Annotated in this window: 14 protein-coding genes; 8 read left to right on the plus strand and 6 right to left on the minus strand. The window is 71.0% G+C overall.

Annotated features, from left to right (window positions below; genetic code table 11):
• Positions 1 to 25: 25 nt before the first annotated feature.
• Positions 26 to 2,359 carry a helix-hairpin-helix domain-containing protein gene (locus OG293_RS29385; protein ID WP_406001800.1) on the minus strand — a complete coding sequence of 778 codons (2,334 nt, stop codon included), beginning with the start codon at positions 2,357 to 2,359 and terminating at the stop codon, positions 26 to 28.
• Positions 2,356 to 3,339: an aldo/keto reductase gene (locus OG293_RS29390; protein ID WP_406001801.1), complete on the minus strand. Its 984-nt coding sequence runs from the start codon at positions 3,337 to 3,339 to the stop codon at positions 2,356 to 2,358. Before OG293_RS29390 ends, OG293_RS29385 begins: the two co-directional genes overlap by 4 nt.
• Before the next feature lie 129 nt (positions 3,340 to 3,468).
• Between OG293_RS29390 and OG293_RS29395 the strand changes: the two genes are divergently transcribed.
• Positions 3,469 to 4,518, plus strand: a complete 1,050-nt coding sequence (locus OG293_RS29395; protein WP_406001802.1) for an LLM class F420-dependent oxidoreductase — start codon at positions 3,469 to 3,471, stop codon at positions 4,516 to 4,518.
• Between the two features lie 241 nt (positions 4,519 to 4,759).
• Entirely contained in the window at positions 4,760 to 5,545 is a 786-nt protein-coding gene (locus tag OG293_RS29400) for a ferritin-like domain-containing protein (protein ID WP_406001803.1), read from the plus strand.
• 70 nt (positions 5,546 to 5,615) lie between these two features.
• Here OG293_RS29400 and corA read toward each other — a convergent pair whose 3' ends face one another.
• Positions 5,616 to 6,608, minus strand: coding sequence for a magnesium/cobalt transporter CorA (gene corA, locus OG293_RS29405; RefSeq protein ID WP_406003747.1), 993 nt, complete (start codon positions 6,606 to 6,608; stop codon positions 5,616 to 5,618).
• A 43-nt stretch (positions 6,609 to 6,651) separates the two neighbouring features.
• Between corA and OG293_RS29410 the strand changes: the two genes are divergently transcribed.
• The 4 genes from OG293_RS29410 to mshC all read left to right on the plus strand — a co-directional run bounded on the left by OG293_RS29410 (position 6,652) and on the right by mshC (position 10,218).
• Complete coding sequence (locus OG293_RS29410) at positions 6,652 to 7,350, plus strand: histidine phosphatase family protein (protein WP_406001804.1); 699 nt, start codon at positions 6,652 to 6,654, stop codon at positions 7,348 to 7,350.
• A gap of 114 nt (positions 7,351 to 7,464) precedes the next feature.
• Positions 7,465 to 8,055: a DUF3090 domain-containing protein gene (locus OG293_RS29415; protein WP_406001805.1), complete on the plus strand. Its 591-nt coding sequence runs from the start codon at positions 7,465 to 7,467 to the stop codon at positions 8,053 to 8,055.
• Positions 8,019 to 8,837, plus strand: a complete 819-nt coding sequence (locus OG293_RS29420; protein WP_406001806.1) for an SCO1664 family protein — start codon at positions 8,019 to 8,021, stop codon at positions 8,835 to 8,837. Before OG293_RS29415 ends, OG293_RS29420 begins: the two co-directional genes overlap by 37 nt.
• Before the next feature lie 151 nt (positions 8,838 to 8,988).
• Entirely contained in the window at positions 8,989 to 10,218 is a 1,230-nt protein-coding gene (gene mshC, locus OG293_RS29425; protein ID WP_406001807.1) for a cysteine--1-D-myo-inosityl 2-amino-2-deoxy-alpha-D-glucopyranoside ligase, read from the plus strand.
• A 206-nt stretch (positions 10,219 to 10,424) separates the two neighbouring features.
• Here the strand turns inward: mshC and OG293_RS29430 are convergent, their stop codons facing one another.
• Both OG293_RS29430 and OG293_RS29435 read right to left on the minus strand, forming a co-directional pair.
• A complete protein-coding gene (locus OG293_RS29430; protein WP_406001808.1) occupies positions 10,425 to 10,931 on the minus strand; it encodes a hypothetical protein in 507 nt (168 codons plus the stop codon).
• Between the two features lie 42 nt (positions 10,932 to 10,973).
• Positions 10,974 to 12,749 (minus strand): S8 family peptidase, encoded by a 1,776-nt coding sequence (locus OG293_RS29435; protein WP_406001809.1) that lies wholly within the window; start codon positions 12,747 to 12,749, stop codon positions 10,974 to 10,976.
• 262 nt (positions 12,750 to 13,011) lie between these two features.
• On the opposite strand from OG293_RS29435, the gene OG293_RS29440 reads away from it, so the two are divergent.
• Positions 13,012 to 13,539 carry a hypothetical protein gene (locus OG293_RS29440; RefSeq protein WP_406001810.1) on the plus strand — a complete coding sequence of 176 codons (528 nt, stop codon included), beginning with the start codon at positions 13,012 to 13,014 and terminating at the stop codon, positions 13,537 to 13,539.
• Positions 13,540 to 13,557: 18 nt separating this feature from the next.
• Positions 13,558 to 13,995, plus strand: coding sequence for a hypothetical protein (locus OG293_RS29445; RefSeq protein WP_406001811.1), 438 nt, complete (start codon positions 13,558 to 13,560; stop codon positions 13,993 to 13,995).
• A 97-nt stretch (positions 13,996 to 14,092) separates the two neighbouring features.
• Here OG293_RS29445 and OG293_RS29450 read toward each other — a convergent pair whose 3' ends face one another.
• Positions 14,093 to 15,097, minus strand: a complete 1,005-nt coding sequence (locus OG293_RS29450) for a PAC2 family protein (protein ID WP_406001812.1) — start codon at positions 15,095 to 15,097, stop codon at positions 14,093 to 14,095.
• Positions 15,098 to 15,163 lie beyond the last annotated feature (66 nt).

Here is a 15,163-nt window from a genome sequence, read left to right on the forward strand (position 1 = left end):
GGCGGGGTCCTGTCGCCTCCCACGGCTACGGTGTCGGGGCCAGCAGTCCTTCGAGCAGCGTCCGCAGCCGGGTCGTCCGCTCCTGGGACGTGATCCCGGCCACCGCACGCGGTAGCGCCTGGTCCACTCCGTGCACCACGGACAGATGGCGCTCACCGCAGCTGAACGCGGTGTAGACCCATGGCCTGCTCAGACCTTGGGCCGCGTCGCCCGGCAGCACGACGACAGCGGCGGGCCAGCGCATCCCCACGGCCTGATGGGCGGTGAGCGCCCAGCCGTGACGCACGGCCGACTCGACCCGCTCCTGCGGGACGACGACGGGCGTGCCCTCGCAGTCGAGGTGCAGGCCGTCCGCGTCGGCGAAGACGACGGCACCGGACAGTGTCCGCCCCGGCGCCGGCGTGTAGGCGACCCGGTCGCCCACGTCGAACCCGCCGAACCGGCCGGGGCCGGGGTTCAGCCGCTGCTTGACGGCGGCGTTGAGCGCGCGGGTCCCGGCCGAGCCGCCGTGCCCCACCGTGATCACCTGGGTCTGCTCGGGGGACACGCCGAAGGCACGCGGAACCGAGTCCGCGACGAGCTGGACCGTACGGTGAACCGCCTCGCCCGCGTCCCGCACCGGGACGATGACGACCTCCTTGCCCGGTGCCTCCACCTGGTTCAGCTCGCCGATGCCGATGCCGGAGACCAGCTCCCCGATCGGCCCGGGGTCCGGCGTCCGCGAGGCGATCTGCGGGCACACCCCGGCTGCCAGCACATCGGCGAACACCCGCCCGGCGCCCGCCGAGTACAGCACACCGGGGTCGCCGCTCAGCACCAGACGGCTGCCGTCCGGCAACGACTCGACCAGCATCGCCGCGGTCTCCACATCCAGCTGCGGTGCGTCCAGCACCACCAGGAGATCGAGAGCGAACGCACCGTCCGCCTCCCTGCCCGGTCCCTCCGAGCCGGAGAGCAGTCCGGCGACGGTGACCGCCGCCGCGGAGGGGCCGAGCCTTCTGACACCGTTCGCGCTGTGGACCGCGATCACCGCGCGCAGCCCGAGCGCGGCAGCGGCCTCTGCCAGCGCGACCGGTTCGGCGCGCGCCGCCTCGCCGCCGGTGTGTGCGACCAGGCCGCTCGCCGCCAGCGCACGGGTCAGCCCGGTGCGCTCCGCCGCCTCCCAGGTGGCGTCGGCGCCGCTCTTGGCGAGCCGCGCCAGGCCGTCGGCGAGGCTCTCCTCGGCCAGTGCGTACCGGTCGAGCCCCAGGAGCACCGGCACGGCGGGCCGCCCGGACTCCGCACCCTCCGCACCCTCCGCACCCTCCGCACCCTCCGCACCCTCCGCACCCTCCTCGCCCTGTTCGTTCTCCGCCGCCGGCGGGCTCTCGTCGACGCCGTCCTGGAAGACCAGCACCGCACCCTCGGCGATGGCCTGCTGAAGCGCCTCGTCCGGGTCGGGCACCGACCGCTCGGCCAGCGCGCCGCGCACGGCCGACAACTCCAGCGCCGTGTGGCCCCGCACCGCCGCGCGCTCCAGCTGCCACCTGACCAGGGCCGCCGTCCGGCGCTCGTCACCGGGTCCGCACTCCGTGCCGAGCAGCGCCCGCGCGAAGCCGTCGGCCTGCTCGGGCAGGACGCCGGGCACGGACAGCAGCCGCCAGGGGTCCTCGCGCAGGGTGTCCGCGGCCAGATCCCCGAGCGTCTCGGCGACCTGCACCGTGAGCGCCTCGGGTGCTCCGCCCTCGACGAGCACGGACCGGACGGCCGAGAGGGTCTCCGGCGCACTCGTCCGAGGCGGTCCGGCGGGCTCCGGAACCCGCGGGCGCACAGGCTCGGCCGCCGAGGGCGCGGGCCGCCTGGGCGCGGGTGCGGGTGAGTCGAAGAAGGCCGTGCCGGACTTCTCGCCGCTCTCCACGGCCCGCACGGCGGCGAGCAGATCGGCGGCCGTCCCGCTCAGCTTGGTGCCGCTCTCGATGGGTCCTTCCTTCTCGGCCTTCCGCTGCTCGATCCTGGCCCGGAGCTCCCGCTGCGCGGAGAGCTCGGCCTCGGCCTCGGACGGCTGGGCTGTCTGCCCGCTGTCAGCGGCCCCGCTCGTGGCCGGGCCCGTCTCCTCGCCTTCGGGCGTGGACTCCGCCTCCTCGCCCTCGCTCGCGGCCTTCGAGCCGTCGCCGAGGGTGGCGTCGTTGGCCCCGGGCTCCTCGGCCCCGGGCTCGTCGGGCCCGGCGCTCTCGGCGTCCGGCTCGGCCGAAGCCGACGCCTGCTCGGCGTCCGGTGCCACGTCGGCGGCCGTGTCCGCGGTGGTGCGGTCCTCGGCCGGGGGCTCGGCCGGCCGCTCAGCGGCTGACGGTGGCGGCGTCCCCTCGGAAGGCGCGGTCACAGCGTGCTCCAGTCCTGGTCGGGATATCGGTGCACGGGCGCCGACACATCGTCGAGCGCCTGGCAGATCTCGTCAGGAAGACTAAGCGTCTCCACTGACAATGCCGCCGCGAGCTGCTGGGCGTTGCGCGCGCCGACGATCGGCGCCACCACGCCCGGCCGGTCGCGCACCCACGCGAGCGCTACCTGGAGGGCCGTCGCCGCCAGCCCGTCCGCCGCCGTCGCCACGGCGTCCACGATGCTGCTCGCGGTCTCGTCGAGATAGGGCTCCACGAAGGGCGCCAACTGCTCGGAGGCGCCCCGCGAGTCCGCGGGCGTCGCATGACGGTACTTGCCGGTCAGCACCCCGCGGCCGAGCGGCGACGACGGCAGCAGCCCGACCCCCAGATCCAGGGCCGCGGGCAGCACTTCCCGCTCGACTCCCCGTTGCAGCAGGGAGTACTCCATCTGCGTGCTCGCGAGCCGGGTCCGCACGCCCGGCGCGGCCAGCTGCCAGGTCGCCGCCTTCGCGAGCTGCCAGCCGCAGAAGTTCGACACGCCCGCATAGCGGGCGCGCCCGCTTGCCACCGCGATGTCCAGTGCCTGGAGTGTCTCCTCCAGAGGAGTCCCGGGATCGAACGCGTGGACCTGCCACAGATCGACGTAGTCGGTGCCGAGGCGCTCCAGCGACGCGTCGAGGGCGGCGAGCAGATGCCCGCGCGAGCCGTCGAAGCGCCGGTCGGGATCGGGCACGCTGCCCGCCTTCGTCGCGATGACGAGATCGCGCCTCGGGACGAGCCCCTCGACGAGCTGCCCCAGGAGATACTCCGCCTCCCCGCCGCCGTACACATCTGCGGTGTCGACCAGTGTCCCGCCCGCTTCCCAGAACGCCTTCAACTGGTCGGCAGCATCATGCTCATCGGTGTCCCGGCCCCACGTCAGGGTGCCGAGTCCGATCCGGGACACGCGCAGGCCGGTGCGGCCGAGATGCCTCTGCTCCATGGGCGCTGAGATTACTGGCCAGGGGCCCACCCTGAGAGAACCTGTGGACAACCTCCCCTGCAGGACAGCCCCAACCCGCGCTAGAGTCCCCCGGAACAGGGACGTTACTGATCAGTAAAGGGAGCGGTTATGCGGCTCGGCATCAACCTCGGCTACTGGGGCGCGGGGATGGACAGCGACAATCTCGCGGTCGCCAAGGAGGCCGACACGCTCGGCTACGACGTCTGCTGGGCCGCCGAGGCGTACGGCTCCGACGCCCCCACCGTCCTCAGCTGGGTCGCCGCACAGACCGAACGCATCGACGTCGGTTCCGCGATCATGCAGATCCCGGCGCGCCAGCCCGCCATGACCGCCATGACCGCCGCCACCCTCGACTCCCTCTCCGGCGGCCGCTTCCGGCTCGGCCTCGGCGTCTCCGGTCCCCAGGTCTCCGAGGGCTGGTACGGCGTCACGTTCGACAAGCCGCTCTCCCGCACCCGTGAGTACGTCGAGATCGTCCGCAGGGCGATGACCCGCGAGCGTCTGTCCTTCCAGGGCGAGCACTGGACGCTCCCGCTCCCGGACGGGCCGGGCAAGCCGATCAAGCTCACCGTTCACCCGGAGCGCGAGCACATTCCGCTCTACATCGCCGCGATCGGCCCCAAGAACCTTGAGCAGACCGGTGAGATCGCGGACGGCGCGCTGCTGATCTTCCCCTCCGCCGACACCCTCGAGGACACCGCGATCAAGTATCTGCGGGCGGGCCGCGAGAAGGCCGGAAAGACGATGGAGGGCTTCGACGTCTGTCCGACGCTGCCGCTCGCGGTCGGTGACGACGTCAAGGGTCTGGCCGACATGTTCCGTCCGTACACCGCGCTTTACGTCGGAGGCATGGGCAGCCGCAAGCAGAACTTCTACAACCAGCTCGCGCAGCGCATGGGTTACGAGAAGGAAGCGGCGGAGATCCAGGACAAATACCTGTCCGGCGACAAGGAGGGCGCGGCGTCCGCGGTCCCGCACCAGCTCATCGACTCCACGACGCTGCTGGGCCCGGTGGAGCGGATCGCCGAGCGGATGACGGCCTACGCCGAGGCCGGTGTCACGACGCTGACCCTCGCCCCGGCCGGCTTCACGCTCGACGAGCGGCTGGCGGCGCTGCGGGCGGGTACCGAGGCCCTGGAGGCCGCGGGCCTCGCTTAGGGGGTACAGAGGGGGACCTTGTCAGGAAGTCTGCGGCCGTGGTGGGGGCTCGGGGGTCTTCCCCGCCACGGCCGTCATGCAGCACAACGCCCGAGAGGCCTTCCGGGTTACTCCCCGAAGCCCGCTTCCTGTTCACTCGCGCCCTCGTCCGTTCGGCGGAGTTGTATGACTCACCTGTTGCCTCGTCTCCAGTACCGCATTTGACTCTTTATTTGCGGACATCTTCATGGAGGTGGCAGTGATGCTTTCGGCCCGAAGTCTTTTCCAGGAAATCGTCGACAGCGACGACGCCTTCCAGCTCTTCTGCTCGATAGCTGCCAGCGGCGAGGCCCAGGGCGGCTGGGAGAACGGCCGTATCGCCGCCCTCGTCCCCGAGAGCATGCGTGGCCTCGCTCCCAAGATCACCCGGCACGGCGCCGACGAGGACAAGCACGGCAGGCTCTTCAACGCCCTGCTCAGGAAGCGCGACCTGGAGCCGGTCCCGGTCCCTCCCGAGACCGACTACACCATGCTGCTCGAACGGCAGGGCATCGGGCTCACCCACGAGAAGCTCCGCAGGGACGAGCCGCTGTCCGAGCAGGACATCGTCGTCTACCTCTCGCACAGCCGGGTCACCGAACAGCGGGCCGCCGACCAGATGGACATGCTTGTGCGGTACTTCGGGGACCATCCTGAACTGGGCAGGGCCATCAGGATGATCTGCAACGACGAGGACAACCACCTGGCCTACTGCCACGAGGAGTTGCTGAGTCTGGCCGCACAGGGACACGGCAGGACGATCCACCGGGTCCTGCGCGCCAGCGCCCTCGCCGAGATCAAGGTCTACCGCGATGTCAGTCTCGCCGTGACGGAGCACATGAGTCGCCTCCTCCACTGGCCCGCGGCCAAGTCCACGGCCCTGGCCGCGGGTATCCACGGGATGTACGCGTACGAGCGCTTCGGCGGCTGGCACCGCATGGTCAGCCTGCGGATGCCGGCGCGCAGGGGCGCGCTCGACGGACCGCCCACGCCCGCTCCGGCCTTCTGAGGGCCGGAGCACGCGAGCCCGGCAAGATCCAAACGAGAGGCCCTAGCTAGCCCTAGCTAGCCCTGTAGTACTAGAGCCAGCCGCGGCGCTTGAACAGCTTGAAGAGTCCGTACACCGCGCCCGCCATCAGCACCAGGACCGCCGGATAGCCCCACACCTGGTGGAGTTCCGGCATGTGGTCGAAGTTCATGCCGTAGATCCCCGCGACCATGGTGGGGACCGCGGCCATGGCCGCCCAGGCCGAGATCTTGCGCATGTCGTCGTTCTGACGCAGGCCCGTCTGCGCCAGGTGGGCCGACAGTACGTCCGACAGTAGTCTGTCCAAGCCCTCCACCTGCTCGTTCGCCCGGATCAGATGGTCGTTCACATCCCGGAAGAAGGGCTGCGAATGCTCATGGACGAACGGCACGCCGGCGCTCGCCAGCCGGACCATGGGTGCCGCCAGCGGCCCGCTGGCGCGGCGGAACTCCAGCACCTGCCGCTTGAAGGTGTAGATCCGCTCCGCGGTGTTCCTGGTGTCGCTTCCGGAGGGTGCGAAGACCTGCGCCTCCAGCTCCTCGAGGTCCAGCTGGAGCTCGCCGGCGACATCGATGTAGTGGTCGACGACCGCGTCGCTGATCGCGTACAGGACCGCCGTCGGGCCGTGCCTGAGGACATGGGGCTCTGCCTCCAGGCGCATGCGCACAGCGTGCAGCGGCGCGCTCTCGCCGTGCCGGACCGTCACCACGAACGAGTCGCCGATGAAGACCATCAGCTCGTCCGTGCTGACCGTGTCCGACGCCGGTTCGTACACGACCGGTTTGAGGACCATGAACAGGGAGTCGTCGTACACCTCGAGCTTGGGCCGCTGATGGGCGGTGAGCGCGTCCTCGACGGCCAGTGGATGCAGTCCAAACTCGCTTCTGACGAGGTCGAACTCCCTCTCGGTGGGCTCATGGACCCCGATCCAGAGAAAGGCGTCTCCGGCCGCCCTGGCCTCGGCCAGGGCATCGGAGAAGTCCGCGGGACCCTCCGTGCGGCGCCCGGCCCGGTAGATAGCGCAGTCCACGATCACGGCGGGCATTCTTCCCCGCATACGGCCCCGCCGCACCTTTAGGCTGGCGGGCATGGCCACGCTCATCCTCGTACGCCACGGACGCTCCACCGCGAACACCGCGGGGGTGCTCGCCGGCTGGACGCCCGGTGTCCACCTCGACGAGCGCGGCGCCGCCCAGGCGGCGGCACTGCCGGAACGACTCACCGACGTGCCGATCGACGCGGTCGTCAGCAGCCCGCTGGAGCGCTGTGTGCAGACGCTTCAGCCGCTGCTCGACGCCCGGCCCGGCCTCGACCTGGAGACCGACGAGCGGATCGGCGAGGCCCACTACGGCGACTGGTCCGGCCGCAAACTCGCCGAGCTGGCCGACGATCCGCTCATGGCGGTCGTGCAGCAGCACCCCTCGGCGGCGGTCTTCCCCGGCGGGGAATCGATGCGGGCGATGCAGGCGCGCGCCGTCGACGCCGTGCGCGACTGGAACGCGCGTGTCGAGGCGGTGCACGGCGAGGGCGCGGTGTATGTGATGTGCTCGCACGGCGACATCATCAAGTCCCTGGTCGCGGACGCGCTCGGCATGCATCTCGATCTCTTCCAGCGGGTGTCCGTCGAGCCGTGTTCCGTGACCGCGATCCGTTACACCCGCACCCGTCCCTTCCTTCTCCGCCTCGGCGACACCGGGGACTTCGGCTCGCTGGCACCGCGCGGACCCGCCGCAGGCGAGGCCGGGGGCGGGGCCGGAGTCGTCGGGGGCGGCGCTGGCGCACCGTGATCGCTCCGCGCAGTAGGGTGGACGGGCCGAAAACCCGTATGCCCGCTCGATGACCACCGTCAGCCGTCCGCAGCAGTCGAAACCGACCGCCCCCAGACCCGAGGGAGACCGAACGTGTCCCGTCAGGTGTTCCTCTACGACCCACCGGACCGCTTTGTGGCCGGTACGGTCGGGCTGCCTGGACGCCGTACGTTCTTCCTGCAGGCTTCGGCCTCAGGGCGCGTCACCAGCGTGGCCCTGGAGAAGACCCAGGTGGCCGCGCTCGCCGAGCGGATCGACGAACTGCTGGACGAGGTCGTACGCCGCACCGGGGGCAATGCGCCCGTTCCGGCCGTGGCACCCGCCGACGTCGCGGACACCGCGCCGCTGGACGCTCCCGTCGAGGAGGAGTTCCGGGTCGGCACGATGGCGCTGGCCTGGGACGGCGAGGAACAGCGCATGATCGTCGAGGCACAGGCGCTGGTGGAGCTGGACGCGGAGTCCGAGGAGGACCTCGCGGAGGCCGAGGAGCGGCTGCTCCAGGACGAGGAGAACGGGCCGCCGATGCTGCGTGTCCGGCTGACCGGATCGCAGGCCAGGGCCTTCGCCAAACGTGCGCTCGACGTGGTGAACGCCGGCCGGCCGCCGTGCCCGCTGTGCAGCCTGCCGCTCGATCCGGAAGGACACGTATGCCCGCGCCAGAACGGATACCGCCGCGGAGTCTGACGGCGCTGGACCTCCTCGCCAGGGGAGAGCTCACCGTCCGCGGACGGGTACGCGAGGCGTCCAACGCGGTGCTGTACTGCTCCGTCGCGTACGAGGGCGAAGAGGCCCACTGCGTGTACAAGCCGGTCGCCGGCGAACGGCCGCTCTGGGACTTCCCGGACGGGACGCTGGCGGCCCGCGAGGTGGCGGCGTACCGGATCTCCGAGACGACCGGGTGGGGCCTGGTCCCGCCCACCGTTCTGCGTGAGGGCCCGTACGGCGAGGGAATGGTCCAGCTCTGGGTCGAGGCCGACCCGTCGGCGTCCCTGCTCGCGCTCGTCGAGGACGAGGAGCCGGGCGAGGGCTGGAAAGCGGTCGGCTTCGCCGACATGGGCGAGGGGCGCACGGCACTGCTGGTCCACGCGGACGACGAGCGGCTGCGGCGGCTCTCGGTGCTCGACGCGGTGATCAACAACGGTGACCGCAAGGGCGGGCATCTGCTGCCGACGGCGGACGGCCATCTGTACGCGATCGACCACGGGGTCACCTTCAATGTCGAGGACAAGCTGCGGACCCTGCTGTGGGGGTGGGCGGGTGAGCCGCTCCCGGCGGAGGCGCTGACGGCACTGGCCGCGCTGGCAAAGGAGCTGTCGGACGGCGGGTCGCTCACCACCCGTTTGGCGCAACTGCTGACGGCGGCGGAGGTCGAGGCGCTGAGGGGGAGGGTGCAGGCGCTGAGGAAGGCGGGGACGCATCCGGGGCCGTCGGGGGAGTGGCCGGCGATTCCCTGGCCACCTGTCTGATGCACCGGGGGTGCCTGTCCCACCGCACCCCGCCCCTTCCCGGAACCGGGGGCCAACGCCCGGACCCCCGCCCCCACCCGGACAACCGCCCAACCGGCCGAGTGCGTGATCCGGTTCGTATGCGGAACATCCGTCCGGTTAGGCTCATGGCATGCATGCCTGGCCCGCTTCTGAGGTCCCCGCCCTGCCCGGCAAGGGCCGCGACCTCCAGATCCACGACACCGCGACCGGTGGTCCTGTGACCCTCGACCCCGGTCCTGTCGCCCGTATCTACGTCTGCGGCATCACGCCGTACGACGCGACCCACATGGGTCACGCGGCGACCTACAACGCGTTCGACCTCGTTCAGCGCGTGTGGCTCGACACCAAGCGGCAGGTTCACTACGTCCAGAACGTGACGGACGTCGACGACCCGCTCCTTGAGCGCGCCATCCGCGACGGGCACGACTGGACCGAGCTCGCCGAGCGCGAGACCGCGCTCTTCCGCGAGGACATGACAGCCCTGCGGATGCTTCCGCCGCAGCACTACATCGGCGCCGTCGAGGCCATACCCGGCATCGTGCCGCTCGTCGAGCGGCTCCGGGACGCGGGCGCCGCGTACGAGCTCGACGGGGACGTGTACTTCTCGGTGGAGGCCGATCCACACTTCGGCGGGGTCTCCCACTACGACACCGAGGTCATGAAGGCGCTCTCCGCGGAGCGCGGCGGCGACCCCGACCGGCCCGGCAAGAAGAACCCTCTCGACCCGATGCTCTGGATGGCCGCCCGTGAGGGCGAGCCGAGCTGGGACGGCGGGAGTCTTGGACCCGGGCGCCCCGGCTGGCACATCGAGTGTGTGGCCATAGCCCTCGACCACCTCGGCATGGGCTTCGACGTGCAGGGCGGGGGATCCGATCTCGCCTTCCCACACCACGAGATGGGCGCCTCGCACGCCCAGGCGCTCACCGGTGAGTACCCCTTCGCCAGGTCGTACGTCCACGCCGGCATGGTCGCGCTCAACGGCGAGAAGATGTCCAAGTCCAAGGGCAACCTCGTCTTCGTCTCCACGCTGCGACGCGACGGCGTGGACCCCGCGGCGATCCGGCTGGCGCTGCTCTCGCACCACTACCGGTCCGACTGGGAGTGGACGGACGCCGTGCTCGAAGAGGCGCGGCAGCGGCTCGGGCGATGGCGCGCGGCGGTGTCCCGCCCCGACGGGCCGTCCGCGGACGCGGTGGTCGAGGAGATCCGCGACGCCCTCGCGAACGATCTCGACGCCCCCGCCGCGCTGGCCGCCGTGGACCGCTGGGCAGCGCTCCAGCACTCCGACGGCGGTACGGACGAGGGCGCGCCGGGGCTGCTGTCCCGGGCCGTCGACGCCCTCCTCGGCGTAGCGCTCTGACGCACTGACGCTCCGGCTGCTCCTGGACGCACCGACGCCCAGGAGCAGCCGGACACACATCACGCACCGGCGTACTGCCGCTGAGCACTCGGGCGTACTCCTCCTGAGCACTCGGGCGTACTCCTCCTGAGCGCACGGGCGCCGGGCGGGCCGCTGCCCACCCGGCGCCCTTCGCAGGGGAGTTGCTGCCGCCGTCCGTCGGCCCCCTACTGCTTGTTGATCACCACGGCCTGGATCGAGCCGGTGGCCTCGTCGTACCAGGCGATGACCTGGTGCCCGAAGGCGAAGGCCTCCTGGACCTGGTCGTGCGTGATCTGGTTCGGGTTGACCAGCTGCCGCCAGGCGTTGTTGATGAACAGATAGAGGATCGACGGCTGGCCGGGGAGCGGGGTCACGACGTCCCAGTACTTCGTGGCGATGCCGCTCACGACGGCCTGGACGTCGACGGTGCTCGGCAGCACCAGGGGCAGGCCCTGCTGGTGCTGTCCGCCGAGCTGCTGGAGCAGTTGCTGGTAGGGCTGCTGCTGGCCGAGCTGCCGCATCTGCTGCGCGAGCGGGAACTGGACCTGCTGACCCTGCGCGGACATCGGGGCCGTCGTCGGGCCCTGCTGCAGATGCTGCTGCTCGTGCTGCTGTCCGAACTGCTGCTGTCCGTACTGCTGTCCGTACTGCTGTCCCATCGTGCTGGGGTTCATCTGCGGGGTGGTGCTCATACCATGTTCACCTTCCCTTTCGATTCATCCGGCGACTTCGATTCATCCGGCGACGACCAGGCCCACGACCTCGTCGTCCGAGTACCAGACGCGAACGTCCGGGCGTCCCCCCACGAAGGCGGCGTGGACCGCCTGGCGGATTTCGGGGGCGGGGTGGTTGAGGTTGCGCCACGCGCCGGCCACGAACAGCCTCAGTCGCGGCGGTAGTTCCCGGGGATACGGCATCAGCTCGTCCCAGTACCGCTCCGCCCGGCCCGAGCCGACCGACGACGGAATCAGACGGGTGACGGCCGCCTTGATGTCGGGACGGCTGCCGATCCGCTGCGAGGCGTGCCGTCCCGGGGCGTCCTGCTGCGGAGATCCGGTGGTGCGCAGCACGTCGCGCGCCCGCTCGGGAGTCATCATGGCCAGCTGCGCGGCCTGCAGGATCCCCTGCAGGCACGCCAGGGCGCCGACCACCACCGGTGATGCCGAGGAGGTTCCCGAGAAGGTGTCGGTGTACCAGGCGATCTCCTCGGCGCCGCCCTGGAGATCACCCGCCCGGTCCCAGAAACCGCCGGTCGTGGTGACCTCGCGGCCCCAGCCCTGGGCGTCGATGCGCGCTCCGTAGTTGGAGAACGCCAGCCGCGAACGGTCCGGACCGTGGTCGCGGCCGTGCGTCCCGGGCGGGGGAGCGCCCGCTCCGACGAGGATCGCTCCGGAGGACCGGTTCGACGGGTTGAAGGGGTTGCGCCACCACTCGGGGAACTCGTCCGGCCGGCGCTCGTACACCGCGTCGTCCAGACTCTCGGCTCCGTTGCCGGCGGCCTCGACGACCAGGACGCCCTTCTGCGTCGCCCAGCGGATCGCCGCGAAGTCGTCGGGCCACCATTCGAGTGCGATGTAGCCGCACTGGTCGTCGCGGTCCGCGAAGTCGAACCGCGGTCCCGGACGGTGGAGTTCGACCAGGAGGATGTCGCCCGGGGAGAGCCGGTCGGCCGCCGCGTGGATGGCCGCGGCCGAGCCGATGCCCTGGAATGAGGCGGCAGCGGTCACCGCCTCGGGGGAGATCCCGGTGATCCCCTTCTCGTCACGGTCGCCGCCGATGACGCCGAGAACGGCCGTGCCGTGGTTGCGCCAGGCGATGTCCTGGACCGGGTTGCCGACGACGACTCCGGCGAGCCTGCCCGCCAGGTCCTCGTGCCCCAGCTGCCAGGCCCCCTCCACGTCGACGACCGTGACGCCCTGTCCCGAGCCGCCGGGCCGCTGCCAGGACCAGTGCGCGTCCACGCCTTCGGGCGCAGGACCCAGATAGCCCTGGCGGCCGGTGTAGTCGGGGGTCGCGGGCGCGCCCTCCTTCAGCCGCTTGGCCTCGTCGGGCAGGGTGCCCAGGGGTGGGGAGCCTTCGGGCGCGCTCCGCGCGGGCACGGCGCCTGGTTTGACGTACGCCGTTTCGATCTCGGGGAGAGCCGCCAGCCGGGCGGTCAGCTCCTGGGTCCGGTCGCCCGCGCCCCGTACGCGATAGAAGAGTGAGAGGTCCGGTATGGAGCCCCGGTCGCCTGCCTGGCCGACGGGTGGTGCGGGCTGGGCGGAGCGGGTGCGCTCCTCATTGCCGAACACGGGCTCCAGAGCGAGCTGTTCGTCGCTGAGGAACATGCTGAGGGCGGAGATGTCCGTCCCGGAGGCCGACCGTACGCCGTCGGTGCCGGCGCGCAGCCGGGCCTCGGCCCGGGCGACGACGATCAGCTCCGGCTCGGCTCCTTGATAGGTGAATCCAGCTCCGTCGGGTCCTGGCCCCGTCGTTCCGGGGCTTCGACCTGGGAGTTTCTGATCGGTCATCGCGATGACCGCTCCCTTCGGGTGCCGTGCTCCGTGTCTGTCCGGTCTGTGCGTGTCGTGCCGTGGTCGCCCACCCTGCTACCGCTGCCGCCTGACGTCCACCCCGCTTGCGTGAACTACGTTTGAAATCAAGCTGGATGGGCAGCCCGTGCAATTCGGCTTGAAGCCGATGTCACGCATCAATTCGGCCAAACACAGCGGAGTCGCCTGCTGTGTGCTGAGGTGAGAGCGTCTGCGGAACACATGTCGGAAGGACGCACACATGCACCGTCCTTTAGCACGTAGAACACTTCTCGGGGCGTTCGCGGCGGCCGGCGGAGCGGCTCTGCTCAGCCCCCTGGAGGGGGTGGCCAGCGCGGCCGGATCCACCGATGCCCGATGGCCCACCCAAATCCCCCTGCCGAATGGCTTTCAGCCCGAGGGCATCACCATCGGGGCGAGCCCGTACGCCTATTTCGGTTCGATCGCCAACGGCGACATCTACCGAGCGAGCCTGGCCACCGGCCGCGGACGCGTCATCAGCCAGGGCGGCGGCGCCGCTCACCCCGTCATCGGGCTGAAAACCGACCGGCGCGAGCGGCTGCTGTTCCTCTGCGGTGGTCCGAGCCGGGAGATCCGGGTCGCCGGCATCCGCTCGGGGAAGCTGCTGAAGACCTTCACGGTCGGCTCGGACTCCACCTTCGTCAACGATGTGATCCTCACTCCGGGCGCCGCCTGGTTCACGGATTCCTTCGCACCGCGATCTACCGGCTTCCGCTCGACCGCCACGACGGGCCGGGCGGGATGGTGACCACCCTCCCGCTGAGCGGTGACTGGGAGCAGGGAACCGGGCTTCACGGCCAACGGGATCGAGCGCACACCGGACGGCAGCGCCCTGCTCATGGTCAACACGGTCGCCGGCGGCGGCGGTCTGATGCGGGTCGACCCACGCACCGGAGTGGCGAGGCGCGTCGACATCGGCGACACCAGACTTCCCAACGGCGACGGCCTGTTGCTGCTCGGCCGCGTCCTCTATGTCGTACAGCAGCAGCAGAACGCGGTCGATGTGCTCCTGCTCGACGACCGGGGCACCCGGGGGAGGGCGATCGCGCGGATCACCGATCCGGCGCGATTCAGGATTCCCACGACGGCCGCTGCCTGGGGCGACCGCGTCTATCTGCCCAATGCGCGCTTCGATGTGGAGCCCACTGCGGACACGACGTACGACGCGGTGGTGGTGGACCAGGTCCGCCACCCCATGAGCTGAGACACGCCACTGGGTGAGCCGATCGGTACGCGTAGGGGCCGCGCCGAACCAACAGTGTCCGACCGGCGCGGCCCCTCACCCGTTGCGCGCGGCCTCCTCAGTCGTCCGAGGAATCTTCCTCGTCGCCGGTCCCGGCCTCCGGCGCGCGATCCTCGTCCGTGTCCGGTTCCACGCGGGGCGGCATCGGCGGACGGGTCCGCCCGCTGGTGGTGTCACGCAGATACGAACTGCCTTCGCCGCCGTCGGTCGCGTGCCCCGGACCGCCGTCGCGCCGCCGCAGATACCGTTCGAATTCCCGGGCGATGGCCTCGCCCGATGCCTCGGGGAGTTCCGCGGTGTCCCGCGCCTCCTCCAGCGTCTGGACGTACTCCGCCACTTCGCTGTCCTCGGCGGCGAGTTGGTCCACACCGAGCTGCCATGCCCGGGCGTCCTCGGGCAGTTCGCCCAGCGGAATGCGCAGACCGATCAGGTCCTCGAGGCGGTTGAGCAGCGCCAGCGTGGCCTTGGGGTTGGGCGGCTGAGAGACATAGTGCGGTACCGCCGCCCACAGGCTCACCGCGGGCACGCCCGCGTGCGTGCATGCTTCCTGGAGGATGCCCACGATGCCGGTCGGTCCCTCGTACCGGGTCTCCTCCAGATCCATCGTCCTGGCCAGGTCCGGGTCCGAGGTGATCCCGCTCACCGGCACCGGCCGGGTGTGCGGAGTGTCGCCGAGCAGCGCGCCCAGGATCACCACCATTTCCACGCCCAGTTCATGGGCGAAGCCCAGGATCTCGTTGCAGAACGAGCGCCAGCGCATGGATGGCTCGATGCCGCGCACGAGCACCAGGTCGCGCGGCTTGTCGCCGCCGATGCGGACCACGGAGAGCCGGGTGGTGGGCCAGGTGATCTTCCGTACCCCGCCGTCCAGCCACACCGTGGGCCGGTTGACCTGGAAGTCGTAGTAGTCCTCGGCATCGAGCGCCGCGAACACCTCGCCCTTCCACTCCCGGTCAAGGTGTGCGACCGCGGTGGAGGCGGCGTCGCCGGCGTCGTTCCAGCCCTCGAACGCGGCCACCATGACCGGGTCGATCAGCTCGGGTACCCCCTCGAGCTCGATCACCCAGTGCCTCCTTCCGAAGTTCCCTTTCGTACGCCCCAACCTTACGGCTTATGAGGTGCCCCTCCG

The sequence above is a fragment of the Streptomyces sp. NBC_00829 genome (assembly GCF_045161795.1).
In the GTDB taxonomy this organism is placed as follows: Bacteria; Actinomycetota; Actinomycetes; order Streptomycetales; family Streptomycetaceae; genus Streptomyces.

Bases quoted from the DNA above. Each gene is read 5' to 3' on its own strand.
- OG293_RS29390 (WP_406001801.1), bottom strand. From the start codon at position 3,339: ATGGAGCAGAGGCATCTCGGCCGCACCGGCCTGCGCGTGTCCCGGATC.
- OG293_RS29395 (WP_406001802.1), top strand. From the start codon at position 3,469: ATGCGGCTCGGCATCAACCTCGGCTACTGGGGCGCGGGGATGGACAGC.
- OG293_RS29400 (WP_406001803.1), top strand. From the start codon at position 4,760: ATGCTTTCGGCCCGAAGTCTTTTCCAGGAAATCGTCGACAGCGACGAC.
- corA (WP_406003747.1), bottom strand. From the start codon at position 6,608: ATGCCCGCCGTGATCGTGGACTGCGCTATCTACCGGGCCGGGCGCCGC.
- OG293_RS29410 (WP_406001804.1), top strand. From the start codon at position 6,652: ATGGCCACGCTCATCCTCGTACGCCACGGACGCTCCACCGCGAACACC.
- OG293_RS29420 (WP_406001806.1), top strand. From the start codon at position 8,019: ATGCCCGCGCCAGAACGGATACCGCCGCGGAGTCTGACGGCGCTGGAC.
- mshC (WP_406001807.1), top strand. From the start codon at position 8,989: ATGCATGCCTGGCCCGCTTCTGAGGTCCCCGCCCTGCCCGGCAAGGGC.
- OG293_RS29430 (WP_406001808.1), bottom strand. From the start codon at position 10,931: ATGAGCACCACCCCGCAGATGAACCCCAGCACGATGGGACAGCAGTAC.
- OG293_RS29435 (WP_406001809.1), bottom strand. From the start codon at position 12,749: ATGACCGATCAGAAACTCCCAGGTCGAAGCCCCGGAACGACGGGGCCA.
- OG293_RS29440 (WP_406001810.1), top strand. From the start codon at position 13,012: ATGCACCGTCCTTTAGCACGTAGAACACTTCTCGGGGCGTTCGCGGCG.